The organism is Hymenobacter sp. UYP22 (assembly GCF_040547285.1).
GTDB lineage: Bacteria > Bacteroidota > Bacteroidia > Cytophagales > Hymenobacteraceae > Hymenobacter.
On sequence record NZ_JBEPPK010000019.1, the window covers coordinates 58,899 to 77,924 of the forward strand.

15 protein-coding genes are annotated in these 19,026 nt (G+C 55.7%); 7 read left to right on the plus strand and 8 right to left on the minus strand.

Translation table 11 applies throughout. The features are described 5' to 3' along the window. Nucleotides 1–29 precede the first annotated feature (29 nt). Nucleotides 30–1,253 (minus strand): glycosyltransferase family 4 protein, encoded by a 1,224-nt coding sequence (locus ABIB60_RS21065; RefSeq protein ID WP_354582344.1) that lies wholly within the window; start codon nucleotides 1,251–1,253, stop codon nucleotides 30–32. Nucleotides 1,254–1,325: 72 nt separating this feature from the next. After that, a complete protein-coding gene (gldB, locus tag ABIB60_RS21070; protein ID WP_354582345.1) occupies nucleotides 1,326–2,333 on the minus strand; it encodes a gliding motility lipoprotein GldB in 1,008 nt (335 codons plus the stop codon). A 109-nt stretch (nucleotides 2,334–2,442) separates the two neighbouring features. On the opposite strand from gldB, the gene ABIB60_RS21075 reads away from it, so the two are divergent. Beyond that, nucleotides 2,443–3,114 (plus strand): porin family protein, encoded by a 672-nt coding sequence (locus ABIB60_RS21075; protein ID WP_354582346.1) that lies wholly within the window; start codon nucleotides 2,443–2,445, stop codon nucleotides 3,112–3,114. Nucleotides 3,115–3,681: 567 nt separating this feature from the next. Beyond that, nucleotides 3,682–4,404, plus strand: coding sequence for a LytR/AlgR family response regulator transcription factor (locus ABIB60_RS21080; RefSeq protein WP_354582347.1), 723 nt, complete (start codon nucleotides 3,682–3,684; stop codon nucleotides 4,402–4,404). Nucleotides 4,405–4,425: 21 nt separating this feature from the next. Here ABIB60_RS21080 and ABIB60_RS21085 read toward each other — a convergent pair whose 3' ends face one another. The 4 genes from ABIB60_RS21085 to ABIB60_RS21100 all read right to left on the minus strand — a co-directional run bounded on the left by ABIB60_RS21085 (nucleotide 4,426) and on the right by ABIB60_RS21100 (nucleotide 10,308). Continuing rightward, nucleotides 4,426–6,750 carry an ATP-binding protein gene (locus ABIB60_RS21085; RefSeq protein ID WP_354582348.1) on the minus strand — a complete coding sequence of 775 codons (2,325 nt, stop codon included), beginning with the start codon at nucleotides 6,748–6,750 and terminating at the stop codon, nucleotides 4,426–4,428. 229 nt (nucleotides 6,751–6,979) lie between these two features. Then, on the minus strand, nucleotides 6,980–8,587 hold the full coding sequence (locus ABIB60_RS21090; RefSeq protein ID WP_354582349.1) for an Rne/Rng family ribonuclease: 1,608 nt from the start codon (nucleotides 8,585–8,587) through the stop codon (nucleotides 6,980–6,982). A gap of 413 nt (nucleotides 8,588–9,000) precedes the next feature. Then, nucleotides 9,001–9,921 carry a tetratricopeptide repeat protein gene (locus tag ABIB60_RS21095; protein WP_354582350.1) on the minus strand — a complete coding sequence of 307 codons (921 nt, stop codon included), beginning with the start codon at nucleotides 9,919–9,921 and terminating at the stop codon, nucleotides 9,001–9,003. 84 nt (nucleotides 9,922–10,005) lie between these two features. Beyond that, nucleotides 10,006–10,308, minus strand: coding sequence for an HU family DNA-binding protein (locus ABIB60_RS21100; protein ID WP_110979047.1), 303 nt, complete (start codon nucleotides 10,306–10,308; stop codon nucleotides 10,006–10,008). Nucleotides 10,309–10,508: 200 nt separating this feature from the next. On the opposite strand from ABIB60_RS21100, the gene mutY reads away from it, so the two are divergent. The 4 genes from mutY (at nucleotide 10,509) to recG (ending at nucleotide 15,022) form a co-directional block, all read left to right on the plus strand. Further along, on the plus strand, nucleotides 10,509–11,600 hold the full coding sequence (gene mutY, locus ABIB60_RS21105; RefSeq protein ID WP_354582351.1) for an A/G-specific adenine glycosylase: 1,092 nt from the start codon (nucleotides 10,509–10,511) through the stop codon (nucleotides 11,598–11,600). 89 nt (nucleotides 11,601–11,689) lie between these two features. Then, nucleotides 11,690–12,109, plus strand: coding sequence for a single-stranded DNA-binding protein (locus tag ABIB60_RS21110; protein ID WP_354582352.1), 420 nt, complete (start codon nucleotides 11,690–11,692; stop codon nucleotides 12,107–12,109). Nucleotides 12,110–12,235: 126 nt separating this feature from the next. Next, nucleotides 12,236–12,832, plus strand: coding sequence for a gliding motility lipoprotein GldD (gene gldD / locus ABIB60_RS21115; RefSeq protein WP_354582353.1), 597 nt, complete (start codon nucleotides 12,236–12,238; stop codon nucleotides 12,830–12,832). Nucleotides 12,833–12,922: 90 nt separating this feature from the next. After that, complete coding sequence (recG, locus tag ABIB60_RS21120; protein ID WP_354582354.1) at nucleotides 12,923–15,022, plus strand: ATP-dependent DNA helicase RecG; 2,100 nt, start codon at nucleotides 12,923–12,925, stop codon at nucleotides 15,020–15,022. Nucleotides 15,023–15,162: 140 nt separating this feature from the next. On the opposite strand, the gene ABIB60_RS21125 is transcribed toward recG, so the two are convergent. Then, nucleotides 15,163–15,402 carry a hypothetical protein gene (locus ABIB60_RS21125; RefSeq protein ID WP_354582355.1) on the minus strand — a complete coding sequence of 80 codons (240 nt, stop codon included), beginning with the start codon at nucleotides 15,400–15,402 and terminating at the stop codon, nucleotides 15,163–15,165. A gap of 424 nt (nucleotides 15,403–15,826) precedes the next feature. Here ABIB60_RS21125 and ABIB60_RS21130 point away from each other — a divergent pair, with 424 nt between their 5' ends. Continuing rightward, a complete protein-coding gene (locus tag ABIB60_RS21130; RefSeq protein WP_354582356.1) occupies nucleotides 15,827–17,275 on the plus strand; it encodes a TolB-like translocation protein in 1,449 nt (482 codons plus the stop codon). 109 nt (nucleotides 17,276–17,384) lie between these two features. On the opposite strand, the gene ABIB60_RS21135 is transcribed toward ABIB60_RS21130, so the two are convergent. Further along, complete coding sequence (locus ABIB60_RS21135) at nucleotides 17,385–18,809, minus strand: Glu/Leu/Phe/Val family dehydrogenase (protein ID WP_354582357.1); 1,425 nt, start codon at nucleotides 18,807–18,809, stop codon at nucleotides 17,385–17,387. Between the last annotated feature and the right edge of the window lie 217 nt (nucleotides 18,810–19,026).

The following is a 19,026-nucleotide window of genomic DNA, read 5'->3' on the forward strand; positions in this document are numbered from 1 at the left end:
AAAGTGGTACTCCTGAGCTCATAAGTTCCCTACCTCCTTTCGGCTGCACTCTGCAAGATTTGCTGCATACGGGCTCCTATCAGTTGCCGGTCAAATTCTTGCCGGGCTACTGTTTTTCCTTGCTCCCCGGCAGCCAGCACTTGGGCAGAGTTTGCCAACACCTGCGCCAGTAGCTGGGCCAGCGCAGGCGCATCACTGGCAGGAGAGTACCAGCCGCAGCGGTGTTGCTCAACAAAGCGCTTCGTCCAGCCCGGGTTGGTTACCACTACCGGCGTACCAACTACTAGGCTGTCGTAGAATTTGGCGGGGGAATTGGCGTCCAGCACGGGCAGGCCCAGGAAAGGCGCTACTGATATAATGGCTAACCGGAACCAGGAGAATACCGCGTGACGCGGTTGCGGAGGTACTACCCGAATGTATGGGTGACGGGCAGCTGCTTGTGCCAATTGGGCATCGAAGTAGCCGTGGCCCATAAATACCCATACTACATTAGGGCAGGTTGGGGCCAGCAGCACGGCCGCCTCCAGTAACAGCGGAATATCGTTGGCCCGCCCAAAGGTGCCGGCATACAGTACTACCCGCTTGCCCTGGAGTTGCCACTCCCGGCGCAAGGCCTCCACGGTTTCATTTGTAGCCCGGGCCGCCAACTCCAAATCGGTGCCGTTGAGGAGGGTATATACCTTTTGAGACCCGAAAGATCGGGGTGACTTTTTGCCCACGGCCTGCACATATTCCGTCATATCGGGCGAGAGAGTGACAATAGCCGTTGCCTGCTGATACAGCTGGGCCTCCATACGGAACAGTTGCTGCCGGGCCAGGCGGTTGGGCACGGCCCCCATGGCAATAGGGAAAGAGGGCCACAAGTCCTGCACTTCAAATACCCAAGGCACCCGCCGCCAGCGGGCTACCTGGGCAGCAGCCCAGGCGGCTGTGAGCGGGGTGCTGATGCCCCATATTACGTCGGGCCGGGCAATGCGTAGGCCTTGGTGCACGGCATAAGCGGCGTACTGGGCGAAGGCCAGGCCCCGCCGGGCTACGCCCATGCGGTTTTCGTAGGGTACATCGGCCGCGTGCAACTCCACCCCCTCGGGCACCCAGGCAAACTCCTGGGTAAGTCGCTGCCGCTCCCATGTGCGGGTGGTGATGAGCGTTACGCGGTGGTGCCGAGCCAGCTGCGCCAACAATGAATAGTGCCGGCTGGTAGCCGGGCAATCGGGGTTGGTGTGGTACTGGCTAAAGACGGCTATGTGCATCTGGTTACGTTAAAAATCACCGCCCGAACTTCCACCACGCTCCGAACTGCCCCGCGACCCTTCCCTCACTCTCTAGCTCACCCGGCCCCGATTTACCTTGGGGCGGTAGCGCGACTCATTGAGGATACGCTGGGTGTTTTTCTCGGCCATCAGCTGTTTCAGCGTCACGTTGGGGTGCTCCTTCATGTACTTGCGCACAATCTGCCAGCCCACCCAGGCCCCTACCCGGCCGGGGCAGGTTTTGTCGATTTCCGGGATATTAGGCCGCTCCCCAATATATTTCTGGATGGTAAAGGGAGCAGTAGTATAAAGCAGCTTTTTCTCGATGAAATGCGCCCAGATCTTGCCCTCGTTGAAATAGACTCCCGCCATTTCCTTGTCAGAATAGCCCATCAGCAGGGAGTCGGCGGTGCAGGGCAGTACTTTTTCGGCGAAGTATAGCGCCTTACCAAACTGCACCATTTCGCCGAGCATGGTTTGGTTGGTGAGTTGTTTCTGGTTGTATTTGCTGCTAATGGCCAGGGCCACCGTGGGTACCAGGTGCTCGGGCGTATAGCGCCGCAAAATATAGCCCGGCACATTAGGCCTGTACGCGGCTTCGGGTCCCACGAAGAAGTCGGTGCTCAGCACCATCAGGCTGTCGTTTACAAACACATCCTGGCTGAGTCCGCTCACGAATGTTTTAACGGGCGGCACCCGAAAATCGGGAAAATTGTACCGGATATACTGAAACATAGGCTTCAGTTGTTTTTCCAGCGCCGGTGTAGTGAAGGTACTATCGGCCTGAGCGCCGAGTTTTTGCAGGCCCTTATTGGTAGCAAGGCGCGCCAGCGTGGTAGCCAGCACCGGAGGCGGATACTGCCCGCTTTGCAAAAAATGCCGGGCAAACAAACCGTGATGCCGCACAAACTGCCCCGCATCGGCCGGGGATTTAATCTGGAAAAAGGGCTTTTCCAGGCGCTCCAGCTGCACCGGCGCGGTCACCTTGGCCACGTCGGGGTTCATTTCGCAGCTTTCCTGGCCTTGGCTGCAGGCCAGCAGGGTGATGGAGGCTACCACCAAGGCTGCCAGGGTACGCAAACGGACAGGAATATGCATCACGCTTCTATCTTTGGGGCGAAATTAGCCAAAACCAAACGGCCAGCGGCCGTAGCTTCGTGTTTCTCATCACCGTAATTCTGCAGCTGTTATGAAAAAAGCCCTGCTTGCCCTCGTTTTCAGCGCTGCTACCATTGGGGCGGTATCGGCGCAGGTTGAAATCGGTCTGAAGGTTTCGCCCTCTGTTACCCACCTGCGCACCGATTCGCCCAGTGCGTACGGTTTCGAAAACCAGCAGTCCAAGGTGGGCATTGGGGGTGGTATTATCGTCGATTATTTTTTTGGCCAGAACTACGCCTTTGGCACCGGCCTGGAGCTGACGGGTAAAGGCGGCACCATCAGCTACTTCGACCCAGCCCGCAATGCCCGCATCGAGCAGAAAATCGGTCTGCAGTACTTGCAGGTGCCACTTACGGTAAAGCTGTTCACCAACGATATTGCCACCGATACCAAGCTGTATTTCCAGCTGGGCGGCACCCTGAATGCTGCCATTGCCGGCCGCATCAACGGCGAAAAACGCTACGTTGACCCCGCTACTACCCAGGAAACCAAGGCGGCCAAGCACGTAATCATTCCGGATGCGGGCCTGCGTGGGGCTTTTGGGGTAGAGTACCAGTTGGGCCAGAGCACGAAGGTACTGGTAGGGCTGAGCTACAACCGGGGCCTGTTCAACATCGACAATTACTTCGAGGATGAGCGCGGCTTCAAAGACGTTGAATTGAAGAACAGCGAGTTTGCGCTGGATTTGGGGCTCAAATTCTAGTAACCCTACTTTGCAAACGGCCTACTGGCTCGCATCACCTTCTGGTGGCGCGGGCCAGTGGGCCGTTTCTTTATTCGCGGTTGTTAGTAAGCTGGGCAACCGTGCCAGTAGCCTGACATCATCTGCGGAAGGTGGCTGTGGCTTAAGCAGGTGCGGCGCCGTAGCGCGGGCCAGAAATAAAAGGCAGCCACCTTCCGCAGTATCATAAGACACCCCATGAGAAGCAGGGTAACAAGCTTGTTCACAGAAGTGAATATCAAGCGCAGTGCTTAACCCCACTCCATGCTTCCACTGGTAGCACTTGGGGGTAGGTAAGCGCCACTGAATTCTTTCTCAATTAGGGATTGTGGTACCGGCACAGATGTAGTGGATATCCCAATCCAGTTGGAATAGCTATTTCGTACAACCAACTGGCTGCCTAATTGGGCGAGTCCTAGATGGGGTTCAACGGGCTTTGAGATTAGAGAAGCGGGTACTTTGCCCGCTCGCTCCTACCTTGCAAGGCCTGAGCTTCCGTGTTTCCCACTTTGAAACGAGTTGCCGTATCCTACGTTAACTTTTTCCGCTATGCCTGCTGCATTAACCTGCGTTATCGTGGATGATAACGAAATCAACCGCCTGACGCTGGAGCACATGGTGGAACTCACGCCAGACCTTACCCTGGTTGCCTCTCTGGCTGGCAGCTTGGAGGCGCTGCAATACTTCCGCCAAGGAGGCCAGGCCGATTTGCTGCTATTGGATATTGAAATGCCCCACCTGACTGGTTTGGAGCTGGCCCGGTTACTGCCGCAGCCGGCCCCAACGGTTATCATGGTCACTACGCACCGGGATTTTGCCGTGGATGCTTTTGAGCTGCAAGTCCTCGACTACCTGGTGAAACCAGTCGATTTACCTCGGTTTACGCAGGCCATTACCAAAGTTATAAACCGCCGTCAGCTGCAACTGGCAGCTACCTCCCCGGCCCCAACGGAGGTGCAGAGCTCTGAGCTTTTTATCAAAGTAGGCACAAAGATGCTTCGCCTCAATTTTGACGAGGTTTTGTTTATTGAGGCCTTGTCTACCTATTCTATCCTGGTTACTAGCACGCAGAAGCACATTGTGTATCTGACCCTGAAGGCCCTGGCCGACCGGTTACCCTTCGCGCATTTTGTGCGGGCCCATCGTAGCTACATCGTCAATACCCAGCGCATTGATGCTATTGAGGATAACATGCTGCAGCTAGGCAAGTACGAAGTACCCATCGGCAAATCCTACCAGGAGGAGTTCTACCGCCAGATACGCGGTTTGTAGAGCCCAGCCCTAGAAAGAAGCTTACTCCTGGGGTAATTCGCGCGGCAGCTCTTCCAAGGTTCGTTTCACCTGGGCAATTAGCCGGGCCACTGCTTCATGCGCGGGCACCTGCTCCGTGCCGGCTACCAAAGCCGGCTGCTCCAGCTGTTGCAGGGCCCCAGCCACCTCCCGCACTCCCAGCGACTCAATTCCGGGCTTAATGTGATGAATAATAGCTGCTACCTGCTGCCAGTCGCCAGTGGTAGCAGCAGCTTCCAGCTGCGTCAGGCTGTCGGGCACGTTGCTCAGAAAGGAGCGTATTATTTTCAGCACAAAGGCTTCCCGTCCGTGCGATAAGGCCCGCAGCTTGGTTAAGTCGTAGCTACTGGGAACGGGAGCAGCCGCCGGAATGAGTTTTTCCAGGGCGCTGTACAGCTCCGCTTCCTCAAAAGGTTTGGTCAGACAGTCGTTCATGCCGGCGGCCAGGTATTTAGCACTGTCGGCCCGGAAAGCATTGGCAGTAAGGGCCAGAATGGGCACTTGCGCTTTTGCAGGGTCAGGCAGTTGTCGGATCAGAGCTGTTGCCTCCAGGCCGCTCATTTCCGGCATTTGAATGTCCATTAGCACCGCATCATAGGCCTGCTGCTGGTACATGGTTACACCCTGGGCCCCGTTTTCAGCCTCGTCTACCACTACGCCCCACTCTTCCAGTAGCATACGGGCCACGTCACGGTTCACCTCGTTATCCTCCACTAGCAGTACGCGCCGCCCCTGTAACGCCCCGTTATCAAAAGCTGAAACCGCCGGTGGGGCGCTAACCGGAATGCTGCGCGGCAGCGTCAGCTGAAACCGGAAGGTACTACCCTGGCCCGGCTCACTTTCTACCAGCAAATTACCGCCCAACTGCTCCACAATAGCCCGGGAGATACTCAGGCCCAGGCCCGTACCACCAAACCGTCGGGTTGTATCGGCGTAGGCTTGGGTGAAGCCCTCGAAAATGAGCTGCTGCTGCTCCAGCGGAATTCCAATGCCGGTGTCGGCCACTGAAAACTCCACCGTCAGGGTTTCGGGCGTTTCGGCCAGCTGCTGCCCTACCACGGCAATGTGCCCTCCTTTGGCCGTAAATTTCACCGCGTTGGCCATCAGGTTGATGAGTACCTGGTTAAGACGGTAAGGGTCACCGAGTACCCAAGGCAACGGGCAGGAGTCTTTCAACGGCACGCCCGTCACCGTAATACCCTTCTCAATGGCTTGATGCACTAGCGGCTTAATAGCCGCCGCCATTGAGTCGCAGAGGTTGAAGGGGGTTTGCTCGAACTCCAGCTTACCGGAGGTAATCTTCGCCATGTCCAGCACATCATTGATGATGCTAAGCAAATGCTGACCGGAAGTGCGAATAACGCGCAAGAACTCCTGTTGGCGCGCATCCAAGCGGGTTTTATTGAGTTGCGCAGCCATACCCAATACTCCGTTCATGGGCGTGCGAATCTCATGGCTCATGTTCGCCAGAAAGTTCTCCCGCGCCCGCACGGCAGCTACGGCCTCATCTTTGGCGTGGTTTAACTCCTGCTCGGCCAGTACCCGCTTGGTAACATTGACAAGGTACAGGTTTACGTAGCCCTCCCGAGGGAAAGGCACCACAAATACCGCGTAAAAGCTGTTGCCCACCGAAATGTCTACCTGCCAGGGAGTGTCTTGCGCCAGAGCAGCGGCAGCCAGCCGTTGGGCCTTGGCCAACAGACGGTTCTGGTCGGTTTCGTTAAGGCTGGCGTGCAAGGCACTGGCCGAAGCGTTGTTGTACAGGACCTGCCCATCAATATCAATCCGCAGAATGGGATTGGGGTTCTGGCCTGGTATACTGGCAGCTGTGCGCAACTGCTCGGCCGCGCGGTAGTACTCCGTAACATCCCGAAACCGAATCATGGTGCGGGCCCGTAGTCCATCAATATCCTGCACCGGCACAAAATCCCGCTCCAGCACCCGCCCGTCACTCAGTTCCAGTTGCTCACTGTACACCGGCTCCCTATTGGCCCGCAGCGCATGCACCCGCTGTTCAAATCCTGGCTTATCGGCAACCAGCGTAATCATGGCCGCCGCTATTTCCTGCCAAGAGCGGCCAAGCCAATAACTGGCGGGTTCCGTAATGTCCCATAAAGCACAGTACCGCTCATTCACCAGTGCAATACGGCCTTCGGCATCAATGAGCAGCACGCCATCCTGTGCCTGCCCAATGAGGTGCTGCAGCCGTATTTCCGCCGTGCGCGCTGTTTCTTTTACCTGCCGCAACTCCTGCTCTAGCTCCTGAATCCGCTGGCTGGCTTGCGCAGCATCGGAAAGGTCAGGGGAAACGGGGACGGAATTAGTCATAGCGAGAGGAGAACAGCGTGCTTGTCCGCAAGTACGGATACCCTCGCCGAATCATTCATGATTCTGGCTGAATGGCCGCTTTTGCCTGACTAATCACCGTTTCCAGTAGCCGAGCACGTGCGCTAAAGTGCTGCCAAGCATTGCCTCTACAACAGAAAAAAGCCCGCCTTGCTAGCAGCAACGCGGGCTTTTCTTCTATCAGGAGGAGTTTTCTCGCAGAAAAAATCCGTCAGTCAGTTATTTCCAATTCCCGGTCCTGCAACCGGCTCATGGCCGCCGCGGCCGAGTGCAGCTCGATTTCCTCGCCGTGCTCGTCCTCAATGCGGTACTCAGTGAGGCCCAGACTGGTGTCCTTCATCACTTTTACCCACTTGTAATACTTCAGGTACCATTTCATCTGCCGGCTTACCAACCCTTTGGTATAGTAGGCATGCAAGAAAGGATGCACCGAAAGCGTAATGCCCGACTGGTTTTGGGCTACCAGCAGGTCGTCAATGCTGTTGTCGATTTCGTCCGTCACGAGGATGGAAGCGGAAATCTTGCCCGTACCGCCGCAGGTGGGGCATACCTCGCCGGTCACAATGGCTTCGGCCGGCCGCACGCGCTGCCGGGTAATCTGAAGCAGGCCAAACTTGGTGATGGGCAGAATGGTGTACCGGGCCTTATCATGTTTCATGATGCTGTGCACGGTGTCCTCTACCTTCTTGCGGCTCTCGCCCGACTTCATATCAATGAAATCGACGACGATGATGCCGCCCATGTCGCGCAGCCGGAGCTGGCGGGCTACTTCCTTGGCGGCCGCGAGGTTCACGTGCAGGGCCGTGGCCTCTTGGTCGCCTTCCTGGTTGCTCTTGTTACCCGAGTTTACGTCGATAACGTGCAGAGCTTCCGTGTGTTCTACCACCAGGTAACCGCCGCCGGGCACCGTTACGGTCTTGCCAAACAGCGTTTTCAGCTGTTTTTCAATACCGTGCTGCTCGAACACTTTCACCTTGCCGGTATGCAGCTTCAGTAAGCCCAGCTTGTCGGGCGCAATCTGCTGCAAATAGCTGCGCATTTCCTCGTACATCGGCGCCGAGTCCACGGTAATGGCATCGAACGACTCGTTGAGCATGTCGCGCAGCATGGAGGAGGTGCGGCCCAGCTCGCCCAGAATCTTGTCGTTGGGTTTCCCCGCCTTCAGGTTCTGAAACAGCATGTTCCACTTCTCCACCATATTGGTCATATCCTTATCGAGCTCAGCCACCTCGCGACCCTCGGCCACGGTGCGGATAATCACGCCAAAGTTGTCGGGCTTGATGGAGGCAATGAGCCGCTTGAGCCGCTCCCGCTCCGTCTTGCTGACAATCTTCTTGGATACGCTGATGGTGTTGGAAAACGGCACCAGCACCAGGTAACGGCCGGCCATGGAAATATCCATAGACAGGCGCGGCCCCTTGGTGGAAATCGGCTCCTTGATGATTTGCACCAGCAGCTGCTGGCCCTTTTTCAAGGCATTGTCAATTTTACCGACTTTGTCGAGCGTCCCGTCAAACTGAAATGTTTTCAGGGGCCCAACGGTAATTTTCTGCGATTGAACGCCTTTGCCCCACTTCACCAAGGAAGGAAAGTTTTCCCCCAGGTCGCCGTAGTGCAGAAAGGCATCTTTTTGGTACCCGATATCAATGAACGCGGCGTTCAGACCGGGCATAACTTTCTTGACCGTACCCAGGAAAATGTCACCAACCGAGTAGGCGGTGTCGTTGCGGTCGAAATGATATTCGATGAGCCGCTTGTCCTGTAGCAGGGCAATCCGTTCTCCGTCCTGAGTAGAATTAATGATTAATTCGTTACTCAATGGATTAAGCGGTTAGGGTAGAATCTCTGGCGGAGCTGGCTATTGAGCCTGCCTGCCCCTTGAAACCCGTAAAGGGAAGCCAGTGCACCATAGGCACTAGCTTCCCTTTCAAGCCACGGGGAAAGCAAACTTATGGCCACTCTCAGAGAACCTAAGTGAAAGATAGACGGGCCATTTTCTGGTAGAAAAAGTCCGCCAGCAAACCCCGGGAGGGCTTACTTCTTCTTGTGACGGTTCTTGCGCAGACGCTTCTTCCGCTTGTGAGTGGCAATCTTATGACGCTTTCTCTTTTTACCGCAGGGCATGTTGATGTGGGTTAAGTGGTTGAATGATTTGTTTTTGGTTATTGGTTGCCGGTTTTTGGTTTCTGGCGGAGTAATCACCAGCTAAAAACCAATTACCATAAACCAACGCTATTGTAGCTTTTTCAGCTCATCATCCACCGAAGTAGCCAAGGCTGGGTCGGGGCTGATGCTTTTGGCTTTCAGGAAGGCTTTGCGGGCCTCGGCCTTCGCGCCGGTTTTGGCTAATGAGACGCCAAGATAAAACTGTCCGTTGATGTTTTCGGGGTTTACTTTCGCCAACTCCTGAAAACGCTCCACAGCTTTATCAAACTGCCCGCTCTGAATGGCCAGAAAACCAAGGTTATACAGAGCCTTTTCGTTGCGCGGATCAGCTGCCAATACCTCCCGAATTAACGTAATACCCTGCACCGGGTTGGAGCTGGACATGTACGCCATACCTAAGTTGGTCTTGGCATCAAGGTTGTCGGGATTGTTTTTCAGCACTTTCTGATATAGCTCCTGGCACTTGGCACCCAGCAGCTTTTGACGCTCCTCGGTAGTGGCAAAGCTATAAGCCTCAAAGTACTGATCAGCCGCACGTTTCCAGGCTTGTTCGCCAGGACGAACCACGGCCACCTGCTCCAGGTAATACCCGGCGCTGTCGAAGCGCTCCACAGCCTTGTACTTCTCAGCTAGTTGCTGGGCCAACCGCAGCTTGGCGGTTTGGTCAGCCTCGCTGGAAAACTTGCGTACCAGCGCGGTAATTTCGCCGCGTTGAGCCGCCGGTACGGTCATGTGGGGTTGCTCGGCGGTTGGCTCGTCGTGACTGCCAATTGGGTGACCGTGCTCATCCAGGCCGGTAGCGCCGGTGGACGGAGCGGCCGCGCCTTGGTCACGGTTGGCGGTGCGGGCAGCAGTTTGCGTCAATGACTCTTTGCCCTCCTTGGGCTTCACAATTACCTTCGGCAACAAAAACAAACCGGCCACCAGCGCAAATGCCAGGGCCAGAACAAGAAGTTGATGCTTGGAAGATGCAGTAATGGATGCCATCAGCACGGGAAAAAAGCCGGCCGCCGGGTCCCCATGTCTGGGCAAGCCCGGCGGCGCAGCCGGCAAACGAACAGAACAGGTTGCCTAAGCAGCCAGTTCCTTGATTTTTTTGCTGTTTTTGATCTTACCAATGAAGGTCTTTGACGGCTTGAAGCTCGGAATGAAATGCTCGTCGATGATAATCGACGTGTTTTTCGAGATGTTACGGGCTACTTTTTTCGCGCGCTTTTTGTTCACGAAAGAGCCGAATCCACGCACGTAGATGTTGTTGCCTTCAGCCATGGAATCCTTCACGACTTTGAAGAAGGCTTCTACGGTAGCCGAAACGTCTGCTTTCTCGATGCCGGTCTTGTCGGCAATTTCGGCAATTACTTCTGCTTTAGTCACGCTGGTAAGTGTACTAGGGAGTGAAAAATATTCTGACTGGCAAAAAGATGCCACTCCTCAAAACGTAAGCACTTGCCCGGTAAGAGTTTGCCTGCGTTTTGAGGGGCACAAAGGTAGTCCCCTTTTTTGGTTTTACAAACCGTTTTCCTGCAATCTGCCCGGGCGTCATGGTTGCATCCAACTTATTCTTTCTCAAAACATTGAGCTTCTCTTCAACCGACTCATCCCGCTCTTGGTTTTCGACTGCCTTACTGAATTGGTACCCGCGCCATCGCCGCGACCTGCCCTGGCGCCATACCCGTGACTCGTACGCCATCTGGCTGTCGGAGGTGATTTTGCAGCAAACCCGCGTGAAACAGGGCCTTCCCTACTACTTGGATTTCATCACGACTTACCCCACGGTGCAAAACTTGGCGGCGGCCCCGCAGGACGAGGTACTGCGCCATTGGCAGGGGCTGGGCTACTACTCCCGAGCCCGCAACATGCACCACACGGCTCAGCAGGTAGTGCAGGACTATGGCGGGCAGTTTCCCGGTTCCTATACCGAGCTGCTGCAACTGCGGGGGGTGGGCCAGTACACGGCGGCGGCCATTGCTTCCTTTGCCTATGATGAGCAGGTGGCCGTGCTGGATGGCAATGTGTTTCGGGTGCTGGCGCGGGTGTTTGGCCTCAGCCAGGATATTGCCGTGCCTGCCAGCCGCAAGGTGTTTCAGCAACTGGCCGACACGCTGATTCCGGCCGAGCAACCGGCGGAGTTCAATCAGGCCATCATGGAGTTTGGGGCCATCCAGTGTACCCCCCAAAAACCCGATTGCCTGTTCTGCCCCTTACAGCAGCAGTGCTTTGCCTTTCAGCGGGGCTTGGTGCAGGAGTTGCCGGTTAAGAGCAAGGCCAAGGCCGCCCGCACCCGCTACTTCCACTACCTGGTGTTGCGCTACGCCGATACGGTGTATATGCGCAAACGAGGCCCCAAGGACATCTGGGAAGGCCTGTACGACTTTGCTCTGCAGGAAACCGATGTGGCCGACCTCCCAGCCGTAGCCGTGGTAGAAGCTGTGGAAAACATGGGGGGGCGTATGCTAACTAATCGGGTTGAAGAGCCGGTGGCCGCCCTACGGCACGTGCTGAGTCATCAGAAAGTAGAGGCTAAGTTTCACCCGATCTGGTTGGAAGCGCCGTTAGCGGCTGAAGTACTGGAGCGCACGGGCCTCGCCCCTTATCGGGCCGCAGCCATTGAGGAATTACCGAAGTCGATTTTGGTTACTAATTATATTAGCAATATTAGCATTTAATCAGCTAATATATTTGGTATTTAGTGGTAAATTAATTATCTTTATAGAGTTGAATATTTCCCTATTCACTTACTTTCACGAACACTCTTATGGCAAGCGTAAACAAGGTTATCCTGATTGGGCATTTGGGAAAAGACCCCGAGGTGCGGCATTTGGAGGGTGGTAACACAGTAGCCAATTTTACCATGGCCACCAATGAATACTACAAAGACAAGCAGGGCACCCGCGTGGAGCGCACCGAGTGGCATACCATTGCTGCTTGGCGCAACCTGGCGGAACTAGCCGAAAAGTACCTGCGCAAGGGTCAGCAGGTGTATGTGGAGGGCCGCATCCGGACCCGGCAGTACCAGGACAAGGACAACCAGACGCGCTACGTCACGGAAATTGTGGCCGAGGAAATTTCCTTGCTGAGCAGCCGCCCGGCGGCCGAAGCCGGGCAGCCGGCCCCGGCCGCCGAAGCGCCAACTACTTTCCGCCAGGAGCCGGAGCTAGACCAGCTCCCGTTCTAGCCCCGCCTGTAGCCCAACCTAAAAGCCCCGGCCCAGCTGGGGCTTTTTGCGTAACCGGCGGAACGTAGGCGGGCGCGGCGCTGGTTTCTTGGCTACCTTTACCTGCTCATCCGACCCCGCTGCTGCATGGCCGTTTCTTCCTTTTTGCGCGCTGCCGGCGCGGTGTGCTCCCTGCTCGTTCTGGCCACCGGCTGCACCTCCGCGCCCGACTACACGCCCAAACCCAAGGGCTACAATCGTATTGACCTGCCCGCTCACGCCTATCAATCGTTGGGCGCGGGCCATCCGTACACGTTCGAGTACTCGCGCTACGCCAAAATTCTGCGCGACTCGTCCTACCTAGCCCAGCCACACTGGATTAACGTGTACTACCCCAAACTGCAGGCCAACGTGCAGATAACGTACTCTGATTTGAAGGGCCAGCCCAAGCTTTTCAACCGGATGCTGGAAGATGCCCGCAAGCTCACCAGCAAGCACGAAATTAAGGCCACCGCCATCGACGAATCGGTGATGAAAACCCCCAATGGCATGCGGGTAGCCGTGTTTGAGCTCCAGGGCGAAGTACCTAGTCAGTTTCAGTTCTACACCACCGACAGCACCCGCCACTTCTTTCGGGGGGCTCTGTACTTCCGTACGGCCACGGCCAACGACTCGCTGGCCCCCGTGATTGAATACGTGAAACAGGATGTGGTGCGGCTGCTGAACACGCTGAAATATCAATGATTTTTGAAGCTATTGGCCGGTGGCTGATAGCTTTATCGTAGCGCTTTCAAAAAAGCTACCAGCTATCAGCCAATAGCGAACAGCTAGTAAATGAGTAATTTCTTTCAAACCAAGCTAGAATACCTGCGGGGCGTGGGCCTGCAACGGGCTCAGCTGCTGCAAAAGGAACTGAACCTGTTTACCTACGGTGACCTGATTCAGCGCTACCCGTTCCGCTACCTCGACCGCACTCAGTTCTACAACGTCTGCGACCTGCACGACGACCTGCCGTTTGTGCAAGTAAAGGGCATACTGCGCAACCGTGAGGTGGTGGGCGAAGGGCCCAAGAAGCGCATGGTAGCCAAGGTGGCCGACGCCAGCGGAGAACTGGATTTGGTGTGGTTCAAGGGCGTGAATTACTTGGAGAAGGTGATTAAAAACCACCAGGAGTACATCGTATTCGGCAAGCCCACGATGTTCAACGGCCGCCCCCAGATGGCCCACCCGGAAATGGAGGAGGTGACCGAGCAGAAAGTTGGCCAGAGCTACCTGCAGCCAGTATATAACACCTCCGAGAAGCTCAAAAACTACCACCGCGTAGATAGCAAGGCCATTGCGCGCATGGTGGCCGACTTGCTGAAGATTGCCCTGCCCCAGGTGCAGGAAACTCTGTCGCCGGCCCTTATTCAGCAGTATGCGCTGATGGACAAGGCCACTGCCATTCAGCAGATTCACTTTCCCCAGAGTACCGAGCAACTGCAAACGGCGCGTTTTCGGCTGAAATTCGAGGAGTTGTTTTACGTGCAGCTCAAGCTGCTGCGCCAGCGCGACCAACGGAAAGTTACGCTGGCTGGCCAGGTATTCAAGGAAGTGCCCACGCTCGTGCATTTCTACAAGAACGTCATGCCTTTTGACCTCACTGGGGCCCAAAAGCGCGTTATCCATGACATCTACAAGGACTTCTGCGCAGGCCAGCAAATGAACCGGTTGCTGCAAGGCGACGTAGGCTCGGGCAAGACGATTGTAGCTTTCATCAGCATGCTCATGGCCGCCGACAACGGTGCCCAAAGCTGCCTGATGGCTCCTACCGAAATTCTGGCTGACCAGCACTACGTAGGCCTCAAGGGCTTTGCAGATTTGCTGGGCCTGAAGATTGGCAAGCTCACAGGCAGCACCCGCACGGCCGAACGGCGGGTGCTGCACGAGCAGCTCCGGAGCGGGGAAATGCACATGCTGGTGGGTACGCACGCGCTACTGGAAGACGTGGTGCAATTCCGTAACCTGGGACTTACCATCATGGATGAGCAGCACCGCTTTGGGGTGGCCCAGCGTTCCAAGCTCTGGCAGAAAAATCCGCACGTTATTCCCCATGTTTTGGTAATGACGGCCACGCCCATCCCGCGCACCCTGGCCATGACGCTCTACGGTGACCTGGATGTATCGGTGATTGACGAGCTGCCGGCCGGCCGCAAGCCCATTGTTACCGTGCACCGCTTCGATTCTAACCGCCTTAAAGTATTTGGCTTCCTGCGCGACCAGATCCGGTTGGGGCGGCAGGTGTACATTGTGTATCCGCTGATTGAGGAAAGCGAGACAATGGCCGATTATAAGGACCTGATGGATGGCTACGAGAGCGTAGCCCGCGCTTTTCCGGAGTTCCAAATCAGCATCGTGCACGGGCGCATGTCGGCCGCCGAGAAAGACGCCGAAATGCAGCGGTTTGTCAAGAATGAAACCCAGATTATGGTGGCTACCACCGTAATTGAGGTGGGCGTAAACGTGCCCAACGCCTCGGTAATGGTCATTGAAAGTACTGAGCGGTTCGGCCTTTCTCAGCTGCACCAGTTGCGGGGACGCGTGGGCCGGGGCGCCGAGCAGAGCTACTGCATTCTGATGAGCGGCTACAAACTCAGCAAAGACTCGCGCACCCGTATCGAAACGATGGTGCGTACCAACAACGGCTTTGAAATTGCTGACATCGACCTGAAGCTGCGCGGCCCCGGTGACCTGATGGGCACTCAACAAAGCGGCGTCCTTGACCTACTTATTGCTGATTTAGCCAAAGACGGCCGTATTTTGAGCGAAAGCCGCGCCGCCGCCCAAGCTATTCTGGCCGAAGACCCAGACTTAAAGCAGCCCGAAAATCAGGCCATCCGCCGCCACATTGAGAGCTTGCCAGCCACGGCCGTGAACTGGAGCCGCATCAGCTGATTTCCTTATACTTTTTACTGTCGGTTCAGTAACATGGCACTGCCTGATTTGCTTTCCCAGGCGGGGGAGCAAATCAGGCAGTGCCATGTTACTGAACCGACAGTAAAAAGACGACCTAAAGGAGGTCGTCTGGAGCAGGATTACTCGATGTTAGCAGTTGAAACAGAGGCCGGAGCGGTAGCCTGCCAAAAGCTAGAGCTATTGCCACTAATCTTTCGCTTGACGGCTGGAGCAGTATGAAAGAAAGAAGCGGCACTAACCGGGAGATGCCACCCGGCTTGGGTTGGTTTAGCAGCCGTACCAGGTGTCAATACCTGCTGGTTGAGCTTGCCCAGTACAATCAGCGAAATCATTAAGGAAAAACGTAATAAAGATTTCATAGAGTACAATCAGGTTGAGTAAATGCGGGCTGCAAATTTCGGACCATCAGGTCGTAAATCCTACAGATCCCCAGAAAAACTACAGAAAATTCAAGGTAAAGTCTCCACAACTGTTGTGAATACTTACTCTTTAACTGGCTTCAGGCGACCTTTTTTATATAGGAAAATATTATTTTCTATATAAAACGCTGTCCACAGCCCTACGTCTTATTGCAGCATTCTTTGCAGTCTTGTTATTGCAAGGAATAACCGTAATGCTTGTCATTGGCACCTCTTTTGGCATCATTGAAGCACGCAATATCGATTTGGTAGAGCCTTACCGGTTGCAAAGCGGGGGGTGTACGGAGTCCGCGGGAAGTTGGATACCTTTGGAGAGTGCATTTTTCTCGTACTCTACTATTCTTTTACGTAACTGTCTTTGCCTGTGCGTTTTTCTTTTTTGCTGCATACCGGTATTTCAGCCGCTCTGCTACTGACCAGCTTGCCCATGGCCTCAGCTCAACGGGTAAAATCAGCGGCCTTTAGCTACTTGCCCGAGCAAACGGATGACCGGTATAACCAGCGAGTACCCAGCAAGACGCTGCCCTTGCCGGCCGGTGGATTTATTGTGCTGGCGCATACCTCGGCCACCGAGTATGCCGTGGAACGGTACGATGCTGAACTGAAGCGGCAGTGGAGCACGGTTCTGCCCTTGACGGCCGGCGAAGCAGTGGATGGCTTTGCGCGCAGTAGCAGCCACGCACTAGTGGTTGTGCATCAGGGTGGCTCATCCCAGCAGCTGACCGCGTATTCCCTGGACCTGAGCAATGGTCAGAAATTACCGGCTAAAAAACTGTTGGATGCTTCCTCCCGTGACCGTCGCCCTGGCGTAGCCTTTTCCCCCGATGGTAGTAAGCTGGTGGTATGGCGCTACCTCACGCAAGGGGCCCAAATTAAAGCCATTAGTGCCAGCGTGTACGACGGAAAGCTTACCAAGCTCAAGGACCGCACCTACGATTTCCACGACCAGGGCGGCTTTTTTTCGACGACCGTGCATGTGGGCAACGACGGCTCCCAGCTGGTGACACTGGTAGGTGACGAGATGAAAAAGCTGACCGTACGCCGTTACCGCAACGATTCGCCCGATGTGAAGGTGATGTCGGTGTCGGTGGGCGGTACGTTTGGGGGCAAGGTGGTAAATGTGTTCGATTCGCGCTTCCGCCTGCTGCCCGACAACGTGTTGTACGCCGCCGCCATTTGTAACGAGCGGGAAACCGGTCTGTATCACAGTTTGAAAGTGGTGAAGTTCGACTTCTCGGCCGAAGGCGATATGAAGTTTGCTCCCGAAGTCAAATTCACGCCTGAGTACCTGGCCGAAGCTAACAAAGCCACCGGCAGCGCCGCCAAGCGCCTCGAAGATGTGTACCTCACTGACCTGCTGCTCACCGACGACAAGCAACTGGTAGTTGCGGCCGAGAAGAAGTACGAAGAAGGCGGTGATGACTCACCCGGCCACACCCGTGAGCTGCACTTATTCGGCTACAACGAGTTTCAGACGCCTACCTGGCATAGCATTATTGGGAAGGACCAAGCGGCGCCGGCCACCGAAGGCTACAGCAGCATCGGCTACCGGGCAGCCGTGTTTGGCCCCGAAGTACAGGTAGTTACCTGGGAGAAGCTCAAAAACAAGTCGGACCTGTATTTACGCCGCTTAAACATACAGACGGGTGTGGTATCGGAACCGAAAGGCCTGGGGCTGAACGTAGCCGCCGACCAGAACCCTTCCTATGTGAAGGATTTTACGGCCTGGCTAGATGCCAAAACCCTTATCGGCGTGAGTCGGCCCAGCAAGAAATCGGCAGCCCTCATGCTGAATAAGATTGTGGTTAAATAAATCACGGATTTATCCGGATTTATCAGATTACACGGATTCGTTCTGATGCCAAAAAGCCGCTTCTGAGGAATCAGAAGCGGCTTTTTTGTGTGCGGATATCCGCCTCGGCTTATGGGAAGATGCCGAGGGACTGGTAGCTGACGCCGATTTTCTCGATGGCGCTGTAGAAGGCGGCCGTGCGTAGGTCAGTAATGCCGGGCACGTCATCCATCACCTTGCGGATAGACTGATAAGCAGTAATCATGGTGTCCTCGAGGCCAGAGTGCACCAAGTCAATTTCATCGGCACCATGCACGATGAGTTGCCGTTCCTGCTCAGTAATGGTTTTACCAGTAGTACGCTCGATGGTAGCTACCAACCGGCGCATAGCCCCTTCCTCGGCCCGTTTGCCCATGCGCCCGAAGCGCACGTTGGACAGGTTTTTCAGCCACTCGAAGTACGATACCGTCACGCCGCCGGCATTCAGGTACAGATCGGGCAGAATGATAACGCCCTTGGCCAGCAGAATTTTCTCGGCGGCCTGGGTAGTCGGGCCATTGGCACCCTCAGCAATAATTTTGGCTTTAATCCGGTCAGCGTTGCCTTCGTGGATCTGGTTTTCCAGCGCAGCCGGAATCAGCACGTCGCATTCCCGTTCCAGCAAATCCAATGACTCAGCCACGTCCTCGGCTCCCGCAAAGCCCAGCAAGGAACCACCGTTTTGCCGGTGTAGAAACACCGACTCCACATCAAGACCCGCCTTGTTGTAAATGCCACCCTCCCGCTCAGCAATACCGATGATGAGGGCGCCGGCCTCCTGGCAAAACTTGGCCGCGTAGTAGCCCACGTTGCCCAAGCCCTGCACGATAATGTGCTTGCCCGCAATACCACTGCTCAGGCCCGCTTTGGCCAACATCGGCTCATCCAGCAGCAGCTCGCGCAGACCATAAAACACGCCCAGGCCAGTAGCTTCCGTCCGGCCCCGAATACCACCCTGCCCTACTGGCTTGCCCGTCACGCAGCCCAGCGCGTTGGTATCACCATATTTGAAAGTCTGGTAGGTATCAGCAATCCAGGCCATTTCGCGGCTGCCGGTGCCATAGTCGGGAGCGGGCACGTCCATGCCGGGACCGATGAGGTTCTTCTTGATCAGTTCGGTGGCGTAACGCCGCGTCACGCGCTCCAGGATGTTCACGGGCGTAGTGCGCGGATTGATTTTCACCCCGCCTTTAGCGCCGCCGAATGGTACGTCCACCAAGGCGCACTTGAAGGTCATCAACGTGGCCAGAGCCATTACCTCCTCTTCATCCACGTACACGCTGTATCGGATGCCCCCCTTGCTGGGTAGCTTATGGTGGCTGTGCTGCACCCGGATACCCTCGAACACCTGCACGTGGCCGTCGACTTCCACCGGGAAATTCACTTTGTAGATGCTGTTGCAGGCCCGGATCTGGGCGATAATGCCGGGGTCGAGCTTGGAGAAGCTGGCCGCGTGGTCGTAAAACCGCAGCACGCTCTCGTAGAAGTCTTTACCCTGTACCTGTTCGTTGGCCATAGCTGGAGGGAGTTGAAGGTGGAGTATGCCTCTGCAAACGGCAGCCCGGCCGTTGGCGTTGTGCTGAGTGGTGTTTTTCAGGCCACCAAAACGGTGTAGAGACGCGACACTTCACGTCTCGGCGTTGAACAATCGGAATCCTGCCATCAAGCAGCGGCCATAACAACCTCACCAACAAAGAGACGCGAAGTGTCGCGTCTCTACATCGTGCAATACC